The organism is Kribbella catacumbae DSM 19601, from assembly GCF_000372465.1.
GTDB lineage: Bacteria > Actinomycetota > Actinomycetes > Propionibacteriales > Kribbellaceae > Kribbella > Kribbella catacumbae.
In genome coordinates this window covers 164,990-183,066 of record NZ_AQUZ01000002.1, presented here as the reverse complement: position 1 = coordinate 183,066, position 18,077 = coordinate 164,990, and the positions used below count along the sequence as shown (strand labels likewise).

General features: G+C 63.5%; 14 protein-coding genes. 3 read left to right on the top strand and 11 right to left on the bottom strand.

The annotated features are described in order from the left end of the window. Window positions 1-6: 6 nt before the first annotated feature. Window positions 7-1,479, top strand: a complete 1,473-nt coding sequence (locus A3ES_RS0103015; protein WP_020385293.1) for a hypothetical protein — start codon at window positions 7-9, stop codon at window positions 1,477-1,479. Here the strand turns inward: A3ES_RS0103015 and A3ES_RS0103010 are convergent. The 9 genes from A3ES_RS0103010 to A3ES_RS0102970 form a co-directional block, all read right to left on the bottom strand. Beyond that, entirely contained in the window at window positions 1,447-2,115 is a 669-nt protein-coding gene (locus A3ES_RS0103010) for a hypothetical protein (RefSeq protein ID WP_020385292.1), read from the bottom strand. The two genes, A3ES_RS0103015 and A3ES_RS0103010, sit on opposite strands and share 33 nt — an antisense overlap. A 107-nt stretch (window positions 2,116-2,222) precedes the next feature. Then, window positions 2,223-5,033 (bottom strand): UvrD-helicase domain-containing protein, encoded by a 2,811-nt coding sequence (locus A3ES_RS50955; RefSeq protein ID WP_020385291.1) that lies wholly within the window; start codon window positions 5,031-5,033, stop codon window positions 2,223-2,225. Between the two features lie 302 nt (window positions 5,034-5,335). Beyond that, window positions 5,336-7,267, bottom strand: coding sequence for an AAA family ATPase (locus A3ES_RS0103000; protein ID WP_020385290.1), 1,932 nt, complete (start codon window positions 7,265-7,267; stop codon window positions 5,336-5,338). Between the two features lie 87 nt (window positions 7,268-7,354). Next, window positions 7,355-9,049: a vWA domain-containing protein gene (locus tag A3ES_RS0102995; protein ID WP_020385289.1), complete on the bottom strand. Its 1,695-nt coding sequence runs from the start codon at window positions 9,047-9,049 to the stop codon at window positions 7,355-7,357. A 45-nt stretch (window positions 9,050-9,094) separates the two neighbouring features. Continuing rightward, window positions 9,095-10,327, bottom strand: a complete 1,233-nt coding sequence (locus A3ES_RS0102990) for an AAA family ATPase (protein ID WP_020385288.1) — start codon at window positions 10,325-10,327, stop codon at window positions 9,095-9,097. A 36-nt stretch (window positions 10,328-10,363) separates the two neighbouring features. Next, a complete protein-coding gene (locus tag A3ES_RS0102985; RefSeq protein ID WP_020385287.1) occupies window positions 10,364-11,359 on the bottom strand; it encodes a hypothetical protein in 996 nt (331 codons plus the stop codon). A 104-nt stretch (window positions 11,360-11,463) separates the two neighbouring features. Next, window positions 11,464-12,390 carry a hypothetical protein gene (locus tag A3ES_RS0102980; protein ID WP_020385286.1) on the bottom strand — a complete coding sequence of 309 codons (927 nt, stop codon included), beginning with the start codon at window positions 12,388-12,390 and terminating at the stop codon, window positions 11,464-11,466. Between the two features lie 435 nt (window positions 12,391-12,825). Next, window positions 12,826-13,020: a hypothetical protein gene (locus A3ES_RS0102975; protein ID WP_020385285.1), complete on the bottom strand. Its 195-nt coding sequence runs from the start codon at window positions 13,018-13,020 to the stop codon at window positions 12,826-12,828. 400 nt (window positions 13,021-13,420) lie between these two features. Then, window positions 13,421-13,945, bottom strand: coding sequence for a hypothetical protein (locus tag A3ES_RS0102970; RefSeq protein ID WP_063745917.1), 525 nt, complete (start codon window positions 13,943-13,945; stop codon window positions 13,421-13,423). 797 nt (window positions 13,946-14,742) lie between these two features. Here A3ES_RS0102970 and A3ES_RS0102965 point away from each other — a divergent pair. Beyond that, a complete protein-coding gene (locus tag A3ES_RS0102965) occupies window positions 14,743-14,937 on the top strand; it encodes a hypothetical protein (protein WP_020385283.1) in 195 nt (64 codons plus the stop codon). Between the two features lie 65 nt (window positions 14,938-15,002). After that, window positions 15,003-15,167, top strand: coding sequence for a hypothetical protein (locus A3ES_RS53745; protein ID WP_157630300.1), 165 nt, complete (start codon window positions 15,003-15,005; stop codon window positions 15,165-15,167). Window positions 15,168-15,356: 189 nt separating this feature from the next. On the opposite strand, the gene A3ES_RS0102960 is transcribed toward A3ES_RS53745, so the two are convergent. Both A3ES_RS0102960 and A3ES_RS55390 read right to left on the bottom strand, forming a co-directional pair. Then, entirely contained in the window at window positions 15,357-15,914 is a 558-nt protein-coding gene (locus A3ES_RS0102960; protein WP_157630299.1) for a DUF7694 domain-containing protein, read from the bottom strand. Window positions 15,915-16,008: 94 nt separating this feature from the next. Next, on the bottom strand, window positions 16,009-18,006 hold the full coding sequence (locus A3ES_RS55390) for a DEAD/DEAH box helicase (RefSeq protein ID WP_020385281.1): 1,998 nt from the start codon (window positions 18,004-18,006) through the stop codon (window positions 16,009-16,011). Window positions 18,007-18,077 lie beyond the last annotated feature (71 nt).

The window sequence follows — 18,077 nt, the reverse complement described above, 5'->3', positions numbered from 1 at the left end:
ATAGCCATGTCTCGCTACATCGGTCGCACTGCTCTTCTTCGCGTCTCGTACACGCAGGAGCCGAAGTGGCTGGCCGCGCGAAACCTCGCACGGGATGGTTCGCATGGTCTCGATGTCTGCGCCCCTCAGCAGCGCGAGCTCAGGTTCTTCCTCGGCATGCTCTTCTTGAACCAGGGCGAGAAGATCGCTGCGCGGCAGGGTGATCTGGCGGTCTGTGCCAGCTGCGAGATCCTCCGCGAGAACATCGTCATCTCCCCGTGGCATAACGAGCTGGTGCTGCTGAGTGACATCCACCAGCACCTCATCCAGAAGATCCTGCCCAGAGGCGGCACCGGCTCAGTGTCAGGGATCCCTGGCCTGCGCTGTTACGACGCAGACGAGTACGGCCGGTGGTACCGGTTCCTGCATCTGCCCACTGGCGGATTCCTGCGCCTGCAAGGCACGCAGAAAGCAAAAGACGCCTACACGATGCCAATCGCGGCCGGTAACGGCTACGACTGGCCGCGACGGTGGAATACAACCGTCGCGAGTGAGCCGTTGACGCCCGGCGAGGCGAAGATCGCGGCAGCTATCCCTGCGGCGGACCCAGACCTGCAGACGCTCGTCGCGGGCGTCGTGGTGCGGCTGACCAGCCAGCATCCCGACTCTGCCTGGGCCCTTGGCTCCCTGCTGTGGGATCCACTGCAGCGTGACCGCTCGGGCTCCTTCCCCCGGCTACGGCGCACCTTGTGGAGGACGAAGGGCCAGTGGAACCTCGCGTTCAACGGACCCATCCCTGCCGCGGACATCGCGTCAGCGCTCACCGATCCAGATATTGGCATCCCCGGCGCCTACATCAGCGATCCATCGGGGCCCACTGCCGTGACCCTTGGATCCGCAACCTTGCATGTCCGGAAGTTTCGCCCGTCAGACAAAGACCACCACTGGCTACCGCCAGCGGGCACGACCCTCAATTCAACCCATCACCCAGATCAAGAGCGGAACAGCAAAATGGACCTGGCAACCCACATCCACGAGAGCAACCCCGACATCGTTACTGGAACCGAGCTGTCGCCGAACGAGCTGTACAACAAGACCTTCATGGCAACGCCGGCGGCGCTGCTGCTCGGACAGGTGGGCACGGTGCTCCGGACCTCGCTGTTCAGCGATCGTACGAGAAGACAGTGGATGGACATGTGGCAAACGACCACAGACATCGCACGATTTGAGTGGATCAACGGTCCGGAGATGCCCGATGTCGTCACGCGACTAGCCGCCAAGGACTACAGCGACGGCGAATTCGGGGGCGTCCCCGGGCTGCGCATCGAGAGCTGTGGTGAGTATCAGGCTGAGATGGTCTGGTACGGCGAAAAAGACCCGGTGATACTTCATCTGTCGCGCATTACGTCACGCCGAGCCCCACAGGCTGAGCAAAGCGGGTGCCGCCCTGGATGCGCCGGATCGGCATCAACCGGCTCTGTTGTTCGGGCTGGGGACTAACCCTAGGGGTGAGGCGATGCCCGTCGGGCGGTAGACGCCGTGTGCTTCGTCGAGTACGGACTCGGTCAGCGCAATCGTGGCCGGCATGAGGAACGTCGCCACAAGGGCGGCCAAGCGCTGCTCGTCGCAGAGTACGAGGTCAGGGATCTGCCCCGGGGAGGCGAAGAAATGCTCGGCGCGGTCGACGAGGCTGGCCGTACGGGAGTGCCGGTTGGGAAAGTGTTCGGCAATCATCTGGCCAGGACCGTAGACAGTGATGACTGAGTAGAGCACCTGAGGCAACTCTGCCCGCCTCGAGGTCACATGCTGGTAGCTCCGCCTGGAGGTGGTGCATTCGTAGACTTGGATGTCCCATCGGCGGCACAGTTCCGCGATGTTGTTGATGATCGTGTCGGGGTTGGTGCTTGCATGAGCGTGATGCAGTTCGTGGATCATCGAGGCACGCTCTGGAGTGATCGTGCCGGCCAGGAGATCGGAGCTGGTCAGGACACCGATGCATTGGTCCAGTCGTTTCTCACGCGTCTCGTAGTGACCGCGGAAGACGATCCGATTGTCGTGGCAGATGATCAGGTCGTAGGTGGCGTGGGGGCTCTCGATGAATTCGCCGGACTCAACATGGGCGCCGATGGCTGTCACAGCGAACTCCTTTGGCTGCTTCCTTGATTGGATGGGGAACACCGCAGAGGTAGGCGTGATCGCTGAACGAGGTACCCACCTCTGCGGTGTGTGAAGGACGCGTGTCGTCAGACGGCTTGGGCGACCGTGGAAAAGTCGCCGAACGCACCGGGATCGGCGCCGTCGTCGTCCAGAAGATCCGGATCGACGCCGGCTGCACGTGCAGCGGTCTGGGCGTCGCGCTTGGTGAGCAGGCTGACGATCTGCGCGTAGCTGCTCTCGATCGGCGGGTTCTTCACCGTGCCGTAGGACAGGATGTATTCAGTCTTCTTGGCCCGGGTGAACGCGACGTAGAACTCGCGACGGCTCGCCTGGGTCGTCGCAGCGCCTTCCTTGTGAAGGACCACGACGTTGTCGAACTCCATGCCCTTGGCACCGTGGATCGTCGAGACCACCAGGTCGGCATCGGACTCGGCGTTCTTTGCTTTTCGGTCGCGGTTCTTCTGGTTCACCAGCGACTGGCGCACCGCGTTGTGACGGATCTCGAACGACAGCAGACTGTCTCGCAGTCGCTCGAAGAAGTCGTCGCGTGTGAGCACGCCTTGCTGGTGAAGCTGTTCCCACCCGCGGACGGTGACAGCGCTCTCAAGCCACCACTTCTGCACCATACCGATGACCGCGAAGACGACTTTCTGGTTGCCGGCGTTCTTGGTCAGCTTGTCCAGGTTGTCCTTGATGCCTTGAGTCACCACGAACGAGGCGGCGGGAGGCTGGACCTGGAGGACGTCGTTCCAGTACAGCTTGATGTACTTGGAGAAGACATCGGTCGCGAAGACTCTGTCGCTGACGAGCGACGCGACATGCCGCTGGGGATAGACCTGTTCGAGCGCAGTCTGGATCACGGTCACCTCGCGACGCGAGTAGGCCAGGAAGCACACCTGCTCACCGCGGGCCAGGCAAGCATCGACGTAGCGCGAAATGGTGCGGCCTACGATGCCGGCCAGATCCTGGGCGACGAACGAGGTCAGCTTCGGCACGGCGCGGTAATCGAGCGTCACCTTTTCCTGGAAGGATTTCGCCGTCGGGACTGCCAGGGAGTTGGCCTGCAGCTGGATGCCGGCAAACTGGTTGGTTTCCAGATCGCCGAGTACGACGTTGGCGAAGTCCAGGATCTCCTGGTTGGACCGGTAGTTGGTCGTCAACTTGAAGGTCGTAAACACCCCTGAGCCTTCCAGGGTGTTGAGTGCGCGCGGGTTCGCCGACCGGAACTCGTACAGGGTCTGGCTGGCGTCGCCGACGATGAACAGGGACTGGGCGTGTTTGGTGATGTACTTCAGCAGGTAGATGAACTCAAAGATCGAGTTGTCCTGCACCTCGTCGATGATCAGGTACTTGCACTGCACGTTGGTCGGCTCGAGCATGGTGTCGATCCGCTGGTAGCAGATGATGATTTCCAGCTCGAGCGAGGTTTGCTTGATCATGTCGAGCAAGGCGATGACCTCATCGAAGTGGTTCTCGATGTAGGTGTTCAGGGCCGTGAACGCGCCTGTCTTGTTCTGGTCGACCTCGAGCAGTCGTAGCCGGAATCCGGCAGCGAAGTCGCTGGTCGGGTAGAAGATGTCGATCGAGTTGATGATCGTGTCGATACTGGACAGCTCGTGCATCGGGTGATTCAGCTGGTAGATATCGTTGATCATCCGGGCGATGGTCATCGATCCGACGTCAGGGTTCTTCGCGGTGATGTTGTCGGCTGCGGCGTTGGTGAAGCTCAGCACCGTGACGTCGGAGGCGGCAACACCGCAGCTCCCCAGGTACTTGATGCGTTCGAGGATCACGGTGCTCTTGCCGGTTCCTGCGCCGGCCTGGACCATCACGAGCGGTTCGTGGGTCGTGAGGGCAGCCCGCTGCTGGACCGACAGGTGTGCCGGCATGACCGGGGCCACGCCCGGCGCGGCGACGGTAGTCAGCTGCGACTTCATTCCTTCGAGGTGGAACAGCGTGTGACTCATCAGCAGGTTGAGGTTCTGCTTGGACAATGCCGCCGCGGTCTCGTTGTCGAAAGTGGTCTCGATCTTCTGATGGATCGAGCGGTAGGCCTCGAGGGGGACGTTGTAGTTTTCCAGGTAGCGCAGCTGCACGGCGAGGGCGTTGAGGTGCTGCTTCGTAGGCGAGGCCGGAAGACCGTCGATGTAGGCGAGGATCTCTTCGGCGATCACTTCGGAGTCCCAGATTTCGGCCTGACGGGTGATGCGGTCGTGGATGTTGAACTCGTTCGTCAGCCAATCGACCAGCAGGTCAGGGTTTCGGTGCGTCAGGCCGATCGCTCGCAGGACCTCGGTCACGAAGGCACCCGCGTTGTCCATCGGGCTGTTGTCCCAGCTCACGAAAGCAGCGGCGGTGTGATGTCCGGGACCGGACGTCGTCGAGGCGATCGGCGTACGCTCGGGCTCGGCGTGGCCCTTCCTGAAGAAGTACAGCTCCATCCGGTACTGGACGACGAAGTCGCGGCTCATCTTCGGAGCGCCGTTCGCGCCGCCGCCGTTGGCGTCTTCGACGAGCTTGGCCCCCTGCGGCGTCATGTCGAAGGCGACATCCCAGTCTGTCGAACCGGTCTCGACAGCACACCGGTCCTGGTCCTGCGGAGTGGCAAGAGTGAAGGAGCCGCCGGCCTCGGTGAGTGCGCGGCGCAGCACCGGCGCGAACGGGATGCTGGCGGTCGTGATGCCGTGCTGGGTGGAACTCGACTTGACCTCGATGTGGTCGATGGTGCCCGCGGCATGGGCACTGTTGCGGGAGGTGCTGGCCGGGCGCAGGTCGCCGCGGAGCAGGCCTGTCTTGTGTTTGCCGTTGCCGGTGAGCTTCGAGGAGAAGAACTTCGGGTCGACGACCTTGACACTGGTCGGCATCGTGAGATCGATGTCGTCAAGTAGGAGAGGCATTGTGCGCGCTTTCTGTGATCCGGCGAGAAGGGGCTGGAAGGCATGCCGCAGGGCATCGGCGTGCTGCGCGAAAAGGGGCCGGCGATGTTCCTTCCTGCTTGCGAAGGAGCAGGCGGTGACCACCGGGTGCGACTCGGCGAGCCGAGCCGGGAAGGGTTCGCGAAGAGGTGGGCAGATGCCTCGTGTTCCCACCCGTCGGGGCCGTGAGGCCCCGGGCACCGCGCGCCGAAGGCAGCGCGCGGTGGATTACGCCAGGACCGCGCACGTACCCGAGCGTCCGGACTGTTGCTTTCAGCTGATGTTCAGTCGCTCAGCTCGGGGTCGTCCGGGGCGGGAGCAACTTGCTGTGCCGCGGTGATCGGGGGTGTCGTCTGTGCGGCGATCAGGGCGTCTTCGATCCAGCCCCTGATCGCACGCGCAGCGGGACGAGCCCCATGGCTGGGTACGAAGGTTCGCTCGGACATGGCAGACAGCTCGGCGTCCGGGAGCGCTGCGGGGAGGACGTGGTTGAGCCGAGGCTTAGCATCGACGGCTTGTCCCCGTTGATGCGCGTAGTGCGCGGTCAGGACGTCGCGGTAGGTCTGCTCGTCGATGGGGTTGAAGCCGACGATCGTCGAGAAGCGACCGAGCAGCTCGGCGTCGAAGAACTGCGCGAGTGCTGCCTTGAGGCTGCGGTTCGAAACGGCCTTCGGGCTACCGCCGAAGCCGACCTGCTGGCCGTCAAGGACGTCGCGGGCTGCGTTGGTTGTCGCGATGACGAACGCCTTGGAGAAGTCGATCCGCTTGCCTCGTGCCGTGGTGATGAAGCCCTCGTCGAGGGCCTGAAGGAACAGGCGCTGCACAGCTCGGTCGGCCTTCTCGAACTCGTCGAGCAGGATGACCCTGTGCGGATTGGATTCGAGCGAATCGAACGGCAGTTCGGCGTTCGAGTCTGACCCGATGTAGCCGGGAGGTGCGCCGATGATCCGGGAGATGGACGAGTCGTGGTGATACTCGGTCATGTTCAGCACGATCGGCTCCTGGCCGGCCAGGTGCTCGGAGATCACCTTGGCGGTCTCGGTCTTGCCGACCCCGGAAGCGCCGGCGAACAGCCAGGCCACTGGTGCTGTGCGCGGGAACACCTCCAGCTGCTCACGCGCGATCTGGTCGACCAGGGTGGTGAGCACAGAGTCCTGGCCTTGCAGCCGCTCGGTCAGAGCGGCGCTCAACAACGCGACGTCGAAGACGTTCTTCATCGCGTTGCCGGTGACAAGCTGACGAGCAACGTCGACAACCCGGGTCTCGGTGAGCGGCACGCACGGGATCGCTTGGAGTGCCTGCACGGCTGCGGTATCACCGGCCGCACTCGCCACAGCAATGAGCCGTTTCTGCTCGAGGACTCGGTTGGCCATCGCCCGGTCCAGCAGCGTGATCGCATTGTCGGGTCGGTGGGACCCCAGGTGCGAGTTCGCGTCGGCTATCCGGACCACGGTGGCCAGAACGTTGTCGGTGACGCTGATCTGGTACCCGTAGTGAGCCAGCAGGCCGGGCCGGATCTTCTCCAGCACGGTTCCTGTCTGCTCGGGCGTGATTTCATCGACGATGAGCCGGGAGAAGCGGCGTTTGAACGCGGGGTCGTCGTCGAGAGAGCGCGCTTCCTGCATGGTCGTGGCACCGATGACAATCATGTCGCCGCGTGCCAGGGCGGGCTTGAGGATCTGCGCGACTTTCCCGTAGGTGCCACCGTCGGATCTGGTGGTGAGCTGATGGATCTCGTCCATGAACAAGATGACCTTGTTCATAGGATCCGAGGCATAGGTGACGACCGCCTTCACCTTCTCCTCGAGCGCACCTACCAGCGAGGATCCGGCGACGAGATTCGAGAGTGGCAGCTCGTAGACCGTGTGGTTCCTGAGCTGATCCGGGATGAGGGTGTCGCCAAGGGCAATGCGCCGGGCAATGTCTTCGACGATTTTGGTCTTGCCGACACCGGCGGGACCGACCAGCAGCGCGTTGGGCTTGGTCCTTCCGATGAGTATCGAGAGCATCTGCTCGGTCAGCCTGTCGCGGAACAGCGTGGGCTCAGCGTTTCGGTACTTCTCGTTGTAGTCGATGAGCATCTCTTCAACGACATTGCCGTTGGTGTCCTCGTCGTCTCCGATAGGCAGACCGACAGCGAAGCCGGACGGGCCACCGGGTCCACTCGGCGAACCCGTGTCATCGTCGGGACGGCCTGTGAAGTTCTGGAGGCCCATTGATCGTGCTCCTTCGCGGGTGAAATGTGGCGAGACGGGACGACGGTGCCGCCCGAGTGGGCAGCACCGTCGTTGGGGAGCGAAGGCTCAGGCGATCATTCCCAGCAGTCGTTGCGCGGTGGCCGCGTCGATGTGCTGCATGGCCCTCGTGAACTGCTTCGCGTTGCTGACCATGGAGTCCCAGTCCATGGCTCCGCACGGCGCGTAGTAGAGGTTGGCTGGGTGGTCCTCACGGGTCGAGGGTGGAGTCCACTCGAAGTCGGTGATGACCAGACTCAGCCGGCGCTTGCGGACCGCGCTGGCGTTGATGTAGCGCCAAATCTGGAGGTAGTCGGTTCCACCGTTGACTTTCGGGACCCTGCGGAACTCCCGCCAGATGTGGGTGACGGACTTGTTCTCCACCTTCAGCAACGTCTCCTCCGAGAGCACGCTGCTGAACGAGTTGAAGTACAGATTGACGTTGAGCTTCTTCGCGATCCTGATGAGCATCAGCACCGCCTCCTGATAGTTCGCCTCACTGATCGACCCGGAGGTGTCGACATAGAGGTGGAGGTCGGGCATATAGCTCACGCTGGTGATCCGGCCGGCCTTGTTGAAGTCGTCGGGATCACGGCGGTTCGCCTTCAGAAATGTGGTCTTCGACCTGCGGAAGATGTTCTGGGACCGATTGACCTTGCCCATCCGTTTCAGCACCCGGGTGAGCGCTGCGAACAGGTCGACCTTCGAGGGCGGCTGTTTACGGAACATCACCCGGGCGGCCCGGCCTGTCGGCCAGCCAGTCTGCTGTGCGCCGGCCAGAACCTTGGCCCGGGCTGTCGCGCGCTGCAGGGTCGTGAGCTTCGACAACGCTTGATTTGAGACGACCTTCACCGGCGCAGCGAGGGCCTGGTTGATGATCATCCACTCGGCGGTGATCTTGTTGGCACGCGCCCGGGCATGCACTTCAACGTTCACCAGCACGAGCGACCGCGGGCAAAACAGCTCTCCGATAGTGAAGGGCAAGACACCGGCCGAGCAGCCTGTCGCCACCCCCTGCTGAAGCGTTGCACCCGCACGCTGCTGTTCGACGTAGAGCATCAGCATGTGCACGATTGCCCGCGCGAACGAGAATTCGTCGTTGCCGTCGGCATCGTCGACGCGCAGCTGAAGCGACTCGGTCAGGCCTTTGAGCGGCAGCGCGGCAAAGTCGCCGAGCAGCCGGACCGTCTGAACTGGCAGCGCGGCGCTCATGGCCTGGGTCTGAACGGTGAGCCAGGCCTTGAAGTCGTCGAATGCGGCTGCAGACTGGAACCAGAATCCGAGCGTGTCCGGGTGATAGGCGTAGGCGAGGGCCGCAAAGAACTCGTTGCTGTCGCCGGATCCTGACAAGAGCGCCTTGGCGGCGGGAATCACGTCTTGGTGCGCGGTGTAGATGACCGTCCGGCTGGGAGCAGGTAGCTTGTGTGCCCGCCCTGCCTGGGCAGCGAACAGTTCGCCCACCGGCAGGGTCGTCCCCTGGTCGTAGCTGACCAGGGTCTGACCAAGGATCTCCTTCATGGTCTGCTCAGCCGCCGGCTGCACGGTCTCGGCAAGGCAGGACATGAGCAGTTGCTCGATATCCGGCCCGATGTCGTTGCCGTGCGCATCCGTGATGCTCGCCGGGGCGCCGGGGTTGAGTGGCGTTCGCAGCGGGTCCACGACGACAGATCCGAGGACGGGCAGTGGATCGTAGTCACCCTTGCACGAGATCGTGTGGACTGGGTCGAGCACGGCCGGCTTCTGGTTGGAAACGGTGATTGTCATGATGACTGGCCCCTCCTTGCGGGGTATCCGGTGAGCAGGCCTCGATCACAGGAACGCCGAGATCATCGGCTTGACCCTTTCGGCCACCGGTGTCCCACTGTTGAGGAAGGCCTCGACGTTCTGGGTATCCGCCTGGGCAGCAGAGAGCATCTCGAACAGGGTCCGCATATGAGCCGTCTCGATCTGGTTCGTCGCCTGGGCGAGCTGTTCGATCAGCCGGGTGTTGTCCTCGTGATCCCTGAGCGCGTAGAGCAGCGAACCGGACTTGTCAGAGTCGGTCAGGTCCGCGATCAGCGCCGACAGGTCCGTCACGGACTGTGCGGCTTTGAGCTCTGCGTAGCAGTTCGGCTTCGGGACAACGACTTGGTTGGACACCGCCTGGCCGGCCCCGCTAGCAAGGTCTTCGGCGATGACCGCAACGACCTGCACAGCGAACGCCGTGTTGCCCACATGCGATTCGATCACCTCGTTCAGGACGTAGGTCTCACGGTCGCCGATCGTTGTCGGCGTGGCCAGGTAGCGCGACAACTGGTCACGGCTGGCCTTGTTCAGCCAGCGCGACAGGCTGTCGATCGTTCGCGGCGTGGTCAGCTGGTTCATCTCCTCGCCGGAGTCGAACAGCTCGGCGAATGACGAAGTGGTGGCATCGTCGTCATCGTCGGGTCCGTCAGTTGCGGCGATGCCCGACACAGCTTTCTGGAAGACGAGTGCCGGATACTGCGTCAGGACCTTCCTCACCCACGGGTTGAGGTCGTCACCGAGGATGTTCATGAGCGTCGCGGCCTCGGGTTCGACCCGGTAGATCGAGAAGCGGGACAGGCTGGCCTCGTCGAGCGTGGTGACGTTGCCCTTGTCGTTGCCAGCCACGATGATGCGGACGTTCTTCGGCAGTTCGACGTGCCCCATGCAGCGCAGCGTGACCAAGGTCAGCGCGCCGGACGTAACGTCGGCGGTGGTTCGGTTGATCTCGTCGAGGAACAGGATCGGCCACTCGCGCGGGTTCGCCTCGGCATAGTCGATGCAGTCCTGGATGACGTGGTGGGGGTAGAAGACCTGCTTGTAGGACCCACCGTTGGTCGGCACGAGACGCGCACCCGTGAGGTCTGCCTTGTCAGCGAGCTGGTTGCACGGCAGCACGAAGGCCCTTGTGTTCATCGAGTAGGCCAGCGCCTCGACCCAGGAGGACTTGCCGATGCCGGGCTCGCCCATCAGGGCGGGAACAATATTCATCTCGAGGTCCAGTTGGATGACCTCGGACAGCGTGTCGTTGAAGCGCATAGTGAGGATGCTTTCTGTGGTGGGCTGACAGGGAGGTCAGGAGTCGGACGTCGGCTGCGCGACCATCGCCGCGGCGCGGTCGAGCAGGAACGGGCGCCCGTTGCGGCGCTCGTTGTGCTTCGCGCGCGGTGGAATCACTTGCTGAGCTGCCTGGAACAGCAGCCAGGCCCGGTCGCTGCTGGAGAAGCTCCGGCCGACGGACATGTGCTCGACCAGGTGATTGAGCAGCTGGTGGTGGAGCGTGCCGAGAACTGAAAATTCGTGACGCGAGTGGTCGCCGTCGAAGTCGTCGAGGGTCTTGAACCTGCGGCGTGCGCCGGCAACCGTCTGTCTGACGATCTGTGCTCCACCCGGAATGTCCGGGGCCTCGACGCCGGTGTCGACGTCGGCTGCGGACGCCGAAGGGACTCGCGCATTCTGGGCCAGGAAGGCGTACAGGTCTTCGACCGTGGAGAACTGCCCTGCCGGCCCCGCCGTGGCCCGGGCCAGGACATCGGGTGCAGGCGGACTGCGGGTGAACGTCACCCAATGGTCGAGCAAGATCTCGTACCAGCCGTGCTCCTCGCGGAGCACCCGTTTGCCGGCGGCGACAGGAAACGCATGGAAGTTGTCCGGCAGCGCAGTCACGACGTGGAAACCCAGCCCGGACATCGACTGCTCGCGGTACAGGACGGCAGGTAGTGCGAGCAGCTGGGCGGCGACCTCCGGCGGGCAATCTGGCTCGATGTCGATCACCATGAGGCCGTCGGTCAGCGCACGCAGGTAGAAGGCAGTGTTGGTAGCCGCCGGGAGCCTGTCGGTGAGCTCGTCGAGCACCACGAGACACTGCTCGTCGAGCGTCCAGGCACCTCGCAGCCAGTTGCGGTCGAGCAGCGCGCGCAGGTCGATGGGTGCTTTACGTGTGGTCGTCGGATCGTCAGGGTCATCGCCGAGGCTGCCGGAGATCGTCCACCGGGCAGCGCCCGCAAGCGCGCGAACCGCCGGGTTGGCATAGAAGTCGGCGAACCTGATGCGGGGATCGTCAAGCGTCATCGAGATCTTTCCTGAAGGACGGCAGCGGACTCGACGAAGCGAGCAGGCATGACATGGCCCCTGCAGGAATGTTCGGTGCAGGGGCCATATCGGTCGTCGGGGATTCAGCCCTGATAGGTGATCCCCGCGGTCTCGCCTGCCGGGGAGTCGTCACTCCACGGGCTTGCCGGAGCGGTCAGTGCGAACGGAGTGCCGATGGCGGACCCGGCGTCCTTGAGCGCCGAGTTCTCCGCCTCCAGCCGCGCGAGCTTGGCCTCGAGAGTCTCTTCCTGCTGCGCCGCCGGCGCGGTTGCCTGCGAAGCGGGCACCGAGTTGGGCGCCGCCGCGGTGGCCGGTGCGGCCTGCTGCGGCTGATGGGCCGATGGGCCAGGCAGCGCGAAGCCGTTCTCGTCGATCACGGTGCCGGTTCCGTCGTCGACAGCCGTGGCCACAGCCCCGTGCTGCTCAGACCCGGGAGCCGCGGCCGCCTGCACACTCTGCGGCGGCGCGGCGAAGACGATGCCACGAGCGGCGAGCTCGGCAGCGTTGGTGTTGCCCACGTAGTAACGAACAGGCTCGTTGACAATCACCGTATCGAGCGACAGCCCGCGGTTGGCGTACCCCTTGGGCTTGAAGACGCGCAGCACTAGCGTCACGTCGAGGCCCTGGGCCAGTTCCCTGCCGGAGTCGTCCGGAACCACCTTGCCGCCATCACCGGGGACTGCAATGCCCGGCAGGCCGCCCTTGCTGTCGATCGAGTAGTTCGCACCGGTATCCGGGTGCTTGGCAGACGCGAAGCGTCGCTCGGCGACGTAACGCTCCTCCACCGTGGGATTGTCCGCATCCTTGCAGATCACCTCGGCATGGGTGATGGTCGCCGAGGTGTGAGGCTTCCCAACAGCGATCCCGCCGCTCTGGACCTTGCGCGCGTCAGATGCCTCGAGCTGGGCGCCGTCGATGAGTCGGGTCAGGCGGGAGAAGCCGAGCTTGCCGCGGATGAGGACGATTTCCCCCTCGCTGAGCTGGGCGGCAGAGATTGAATAGTTGGCCATGATGGCGCTCCTTCTAGGTGGATTCGCTGGTCTGGGTCTTAAAACAGGGAGCACGTCGGAGCTCAGCTACTGCCGCGTCGATCTCGGCTCAGATCGGGTGACCTGGCGCTATCGGGGAACTGGACCGCCTCCCGGCTCAGGCGAACCCAACCGGCTTGGCGTCCAGCAGCGTTGGAGAATGCCAACGGCAAGTGGGGACCTGGGGAGAGGTAGGTCCGACGCCGATGGTCGACGTCATTCAGGTCTCGGGCAGGTACATGCAGCTCGGTAATCAGGAGCCGCAGTCAGTGCGCCGGCCCCGGCTGGCAGCACTCGGAGCCTGGGCTTGATCTAGGCGGCAGTCTTCACTGCTGGCTTCCCGCTGCGGCCGACGAGCTCGGTGCCCATGGCAAGAGTCATGTCAACAAGGTGTCGATACGCGGGTTCCGGGGAGGGCTATCGCCGACGTCTGTCGGTCAGTGCGTCATGCGCCATACCGTCCGCGACGAACTGCCGGCACCACTTGAGCGTGCGATGCTCGAACACCGGCTCAGTGTTGGGTGATAGGTACACGCCCCAGAGCCTGGCTCGGCGCTCGACACGGAACCCGTCGATCTCCCAGAAGCCAGGCCCGATACACCGCTCGTCCATCGCTGTTCCTTCGTCCGGCATTCACGAGGTGAGTGGCATCGACACCCGCGCATCGGACGACTGTCCGGCGTGATGGCAGCGGTTGATGGAGGAGCAATCCGGCATGCCGCCGCAAGCTTGCGGGCGTGGACCACTCGGCCGGCTCCGACGCCGCACCACATCGCACCCGAGACCGACGTCAGTCGGTCCGCTGCAACCGTCCACATTCATCCGGACGTTGTCGACAGCATCCTCGTGCTGCTGCGGTCACCCTTTGCTCTCCCCCTTCCGGATCAGCTGCGCTGATCGTCGCCGTAGACGCCGCACGGCGCCCGAGCCGCCCAAATGTAGGAGACCCGCCGGGCTCAGTGCATCCGGGCGGGTCTTCTGGGTCGGCAGGCGAACGGCAGCAACGGCTGTCTCACTCGGCATCAGCCTCCTCGTCGGGCTCGTCCTGGCCGAGCAGGAAGCCGCGAGCCTCGCCCCGTTTCATCAGGTCAGGCAGATGCGCGAGTACCACGGCACGCTGCGTCTTCCGGCGATCGTCGACGACGTCGTATTCCCGCACCACTTCCATGTTGACGACCCAGCCGTCCTCGCGGGCAACAACCTTCTCAAGGTCCGACCCCGGTGGGACTTCCATGTGAGTGAAGTCGTGGTCGAACTCCGACGCGACCTCCAGTCGCTGATCGGGCTCGTCGTTGTAAAGGGTGTCGCCGCTGACAACGCGGCCTTCATCGTCGAATGCCGTCAGGAAGACCCGATCGGCCAGCTTGGTGTTGTCGACGTGGACGGCCTCGACCGAGGTGTCTCTGACGAAAGCCGTCTCCTTGTCGAGACGCTCGAACACCCGGACCCGGGCCTCATGGCACCACATAAGGCAGCGGGCCCTGTTGTAACCCTGGAATTCGCTCGGGCTGGGTGCCTCGGGCTGCAGATTGCTCATCGGCGCGCCCCCTTCACGCGCACGGTCGCGGAGTGCGGTGAAACCCGATGCAAACTCGTCGATGACCGGTTTCGTGGATCCGTTCGTTGAACCCGTCATCAGACTGTCTGGTCCGGACCACCCGCTGACAACTGCCGTTTCGCACGGCAACCACCTCCCGTCTAGTAGCCGTCTCGGCCCCCCTCCCTGCTCCCCCCACTGGCCGGTGAACCAGCAACAGAAGACTATCCACTCCTCCTGCCCGTCGCGGAGGAAAATTGTGGATCTGTGGATAACTACGTCGGCACTGCTTGAGCATCGCTTCCCGACCCCCGTCGAGCTGTTCGATCGCCTGAGCGTCTCCGGGCCGGTACACACGTGGGCGTGTTGTATACAGACCGCGGCACTGCCATCCACGAGATCCCCAGCTGCTGCAAGCAGCAGCCGCCTCGAGGCAGAGAGGACATGTGGAAAACCAACTCCGGAACCTTGGATGTCCTCAGCAACTAACCTCCGAATCCATGAATAGGCCGACCATCATTGCCTCCGGCAATAGACCAAATCAAGACCAATCGGTCTCGATTGCACGAACCTGCAACGCGCATACACCCGGTTGTCAACTGCCTTGAATGCACGCGCACAAGCGTCAGCACCCGCACATGCACGTGCATCCGCACGGCCATTGCCAGGTATGTGGGATACACAATCGCATCTGCCGGTCCAGGCAGGCTCGGCCACATTTGATCAAATGCGCAGTGAGTTTTGGCGCGAATACGGACCGTGACGGTTTGTGGAGAATTGTGAAACCGTCTCGACAGATGGCGCCGCGCATGTGCACCGGCATCCGCACCGGACTGGGCGACCTCTTGACCGCCGGACAGATCGCCAGCCGTGAGTTCCGGCCCGGGCAGCCGCTCACGGAGCGCATCTGGTGCACGCAGTTTCGGCACTCAGGCTATGTTGCCGGCACGCTCGTCACTGGCGATGCCCACGGCGAAATATTGCATTCATGAAGGCGCGCGTGTTAGCAGTCCAGGAGCTGACAGACAGGACAGTCAGGCGCCCTTTTCGGAGGGGCATGCTGAGCGCGGTAACCACACAGGCAGCCGTCTGGGGTGCCATCGGTGACGTGCATGAAATTGTTTTCACGGTGCCGGATGTGAGCACGCGCATCGACGATTTCCTGGGGCTCGACGAACGTAATGCTGCGAATTCCGTGCGGGCCGACCATGTCAGAAATTGATTTCTTGAGAATTCCGGTGGCTGATAGGTCATCAGCTGAAGCCGTATCATCGAAGGCAACGCCTGTATCTGCGGGCTTGGACGGCGGCGATTGATCTGAGGCCGCGTTGTCATTGTTGCTTCTGGACGTGAAGTTACGCACGGTCGCACCTCCGCTGTTGCAGGTGGTGAAGCTGGGTCAATTGATGTGTCATGACCAGATCACGCCTTGGTGGTTCAGGTTGGCGTCGGTGCCGTCTTCGAAGGGGTTCTGCCGAGCGTTGGACAGCTTGCCTCCGTGCACGGTGACGAGCGGCGCGACGGTGGCGGCGTCGGTCTCGGACAGTGCTTCGTCCAGCACTGCGCGGCCGCTGTACCAGCCCAACTGTGGACTGTTCAGATTGCCTGCCCGCCAGACCCATAGGTGACGTTGGTTGCTGCCGTCGATCAGTCGTGACTCGGCAGGGAAACACTCGAGGGCTTCGGCGTCTGACCCGCACAACTCGGACTTGATCCGTTGCATGTCTCGCCAGGTGATCGGTTCGGGCTGTCTGTCGCGGCGGCGAAACGACAGGTGGGCATCATGGGTACCTTCGAGTCCGCCCCATCGAACGGTTCGGTCGTTGCGAGTGGCGACCAGCACCATGTAGCGGCTGTTCTGCCAGACCTGCTCGCCGGTGGTGGTGTTCTCGTGCTGGACGAATCGGGTCCATCGCTGCGGGCCTCCGGCTGCTTTAGCCGGGTTGCCTGATTTTCTGGTCTTGGGCATCGTCGTGATCTCCTGTCGGTTGCGCTGTTCGCCAGGGTCGGCTCCGCCGGCTGGGCAGAGCCGACCCTGGCGGTTGCTGCACACGAGCTGAGCCTCAGAGCCGCAGGGTGGACCAGAGGTCGTTGAGGTCACTTCGGATCTCGTCGTCGAGTGCGGCGAGTAGAGCCTTGTCGACGTCGACGTACCGGAGGAGCCTGTCCTGGATCTGCCGCTTGGTGGACAAGACCCCCGGCATACGCTCGTCTTGCGTGCCGGCGGTGATGATCCGGTAGACCTTCACCGGCTTGGTCTGCCCGGGGCGGTACACCCTGCCGATGGTCTGCTGGTAGTAGTCGAGCAGGAACGGCAGCGTGTACCAGATCAGCGTGGAGCCGCCGCGCTGGAGGTTCAGGCCGGCGCCGGCCGAAGCCGGGTGGATCAGCATCGCCGGGATGTCCTTGGCGTTCCAGCGGCGGATCATCGTGCGCGAGCCGTCGAATACCTCGGTAGGGATGCCTGTCTTGTTCAGACGGGTGTGCAGCTGTTCCTTGTCCGACTTGAAGTGATAGGCGACCAGCGCGGGTTCTCCGGCGTTCTGGCGGATCAGGTGCGAGGTTTTCTGGATCTTCTCGTCGTGGATGATCTCGTACTGGCCTTTGGTGCTCGGGTCGTCAGGGTCGGAGGTGTAGAGGGTGCCGGAGGCGAACTGCATGAGCTTGCTGATCAGCACGCCCCGGTTGTCGGCGACGACTGTGCGGACGAGGTGCTCGTCGGGTTGGTGGAGGAACTTGCCGATCGTTGCTTGGCGGCACGTCGTGTAGGCGTCGCGTAGGTCGTCGCCGGTCAGTGTCGCCAGGTGTGTGCGGATCGTTTGGGCTTCGGGCTCGGCGGAGTTTCGCAGCCAGTCGGCGTAGGCGAGCTCGGCTTTCTGCAGCGCCGCTTGGCTGACGATCTGGACGATGAGGTCGCGCTTGAACTCCCGGTAGGCAGTCATCAGGTCGGGAGGTAGGCGGACGTGGACGTCCTCCACGATGAGTGGCGGCAGCTTGATTGACGTGTTCTGGGCGCTCATCACGAGGTGTGCGATGGCCTGCTGGATTTCCTGCTCGGCGCCCGGCTTGGGCTTCCATTTCGGGGGCGCTTTGGAGTCCGGGATGACCGTCGGGGTGAACCAGCGTTGGTGGTACGCGTCGATATCGGTCCCCAGAGCCCTGCCTTGGTCGAGGAGGTAGGCCTGGCTCCACAGGCCCTCGAGGCCGTTCGGCGCTGGGGTGGCGGTGAGCTCGATCAGCCGGGTGACTGCTGGGCGCACGGCCTTGAGTGCGTTGAATCGGTTTGAGGAGTGGGATCTGAATGCGTGGCTCTCGTCGATGATGATGGTCTGGAACGGCCAGATGAGGGTCTTTTGACCGTTGAGGTCTTGGATCGGCATCTGGTCGACCAGGCCGAACCTGCATTCGGGGCAGCCGGCTCCGGAGCAGGTGCGGCAGGCGCACGACGCCGATGTGACCAGGGAAGCGTTGCGTAGCTCCTGCACCCAGGTGTGAATCTTGGACTTGGCAGGGGTCGGGCGGCCGGGATCTGTGGCCGCCAGGTCGCGGTATTCGGTGACGAGTTCGTCGTAGTTGAGCATCCTTCGGGTTCGCACCAGTTGCAGGATCTGGGCCGCCTCCGCAGACATGACCGGGTCTGTCTTCTTGCTCGCTACCGGTGTGATCACTCTGGTTTGTTGGGACGGCTGGGTGAGCAGATCCGCATTGATGAAGTACATGGTCGGCGGGTCGGAGAGCACCTGCCGGAACCGTTGGACGCGTCGCTCGCGCGAGAGTTTTCGGTCGCGTTCGTCGACGATCAGTGACCGGGTGCGGATGTTGAAGCCTCGGTCTTCGATCTCGTCGATCCAGGTGGAGCGGGCAACCGCGATGGGGGCGATCACGAGGATGTGGCCGATGGGCCGAATGCGTTGCAGGGCGCTGAGGACGGAGAGCGTCTTACCGCCGCCGACGTCTACCCAGATACCGGCGAATGGGTGGTCGACGATGAAGTCGACGGTGTGTTGCTGATGCGGCATGAGGCGAGTGGCCGAGGGCGGGGTTGTGGCGAGAGTGGTCATCGTGGGCGAGCCGCCTTGGACTGGCCGGCTGCCTCCTTTCGTCGTTGGTCTATGGAGGGCCGGCCTTGGTG

What these genes read in the sequence shown, in the direction of transcription:
- A3ES_RS0103015 (WP_020385293.1), top strand. Translation starts at nt 7, where the DNA reads ATGTCTCGCTACATCGGTCGCACTGCTCTTCTTCGCGTCTCGTACACG.
- A3ES_RS50955 (WP_020385291.1), bottom strand. Translation starts at nt 5,033, where the DNA reads ATGCCTCTCCTACTTGACGACATCGATCTCACGATGCCGACCAGTGTC.
- A3ES_RS0103000 (WP_020385290.1), bottom strand. Translation starts at nt 7,267, where the DNA reads ATGGGCCTCCAGAACTTCACAGGCCGTCCCGACGATGACACGGGTTCG.
- A3ES_RS0102995 (WP_020385289.1), bottom strand. Translation starts at nt 9,049, where the DNA reads ATGACAATCACCGTTTCCAACCAGAAGCCGGCCGTGCTCGACCCAGTC.
- A3ES_RS0102990 (WP_020385288.1), bottom strand. Translation starts at nt 10,327, where the DNA reads ATGCGCTTCAACGACACGCTGTCCGAGGTCATCCAACTGGACCTCGAG.
- A3ES_RS0102985 (WP_020385287.1), bottom strand. Translation starts at nt 11,359, where the DNA reads ATGACGCTTGACGATCCCCGCATCAGGTTCGCCGACTTCTATGCCAAC.
- A3ES_RS0102980 (WP_020385286.1), bottom strand. Translation starts at nt 12,390, where the DNA reads ATGGCCAACTATTCAATCTCTGCCGCCCAGCTCAGCGAGGGGGAAATC.
- A3ES_RS0102975 (WP_020385285.1), bottom strand. Translation starts at nt 13,020, where the DNA reads ATGGACGAGCGGTGTATCGGGCCTGGCTTCTGGGAGATCGACGGGTTC.
- A3ES_RS0102970 (WP_063745917.1), bottom strand. Translation starts at nt 13,945, where the DNA reads ATGAGCAATCTGCAGCCCGAGGCACCCAGCCCGAGCGAATTCCAGGGT.
- A3ES_RS0102965 (WP_020385283.1), top strand. Translation starts at nt 14,743, where the DNA reads ATGGCGCCGCGCATGTGCACCGGCATCCGCACCGGACTGGGCGACCTC.
- A3ES_RS53745 (WP_157630300.1), top strand. Translation starts at nt 15,003, where the DNA reads ATGCTGAGCGCGGTAACCACACAGGCAGCCGTCTGGGGTGCCATCGGT.
- A3ES_RS0102960 (WP_157630299.1), bottom strand. Translation starts at nt 15,914, where the DNA reads ATGCCCAAGACCAGAAAATCAGGCAACCCGGCTAAAGCAGCCGGAGGC.
- A3ES_RS55390 (WP_020385281.1), bottom strand. Translation starts at nt 18,006, where the DNA reads ATGACCACTCTCGCCACAACCCCGCCCTCGGCCACTCGCCTCATGCCG.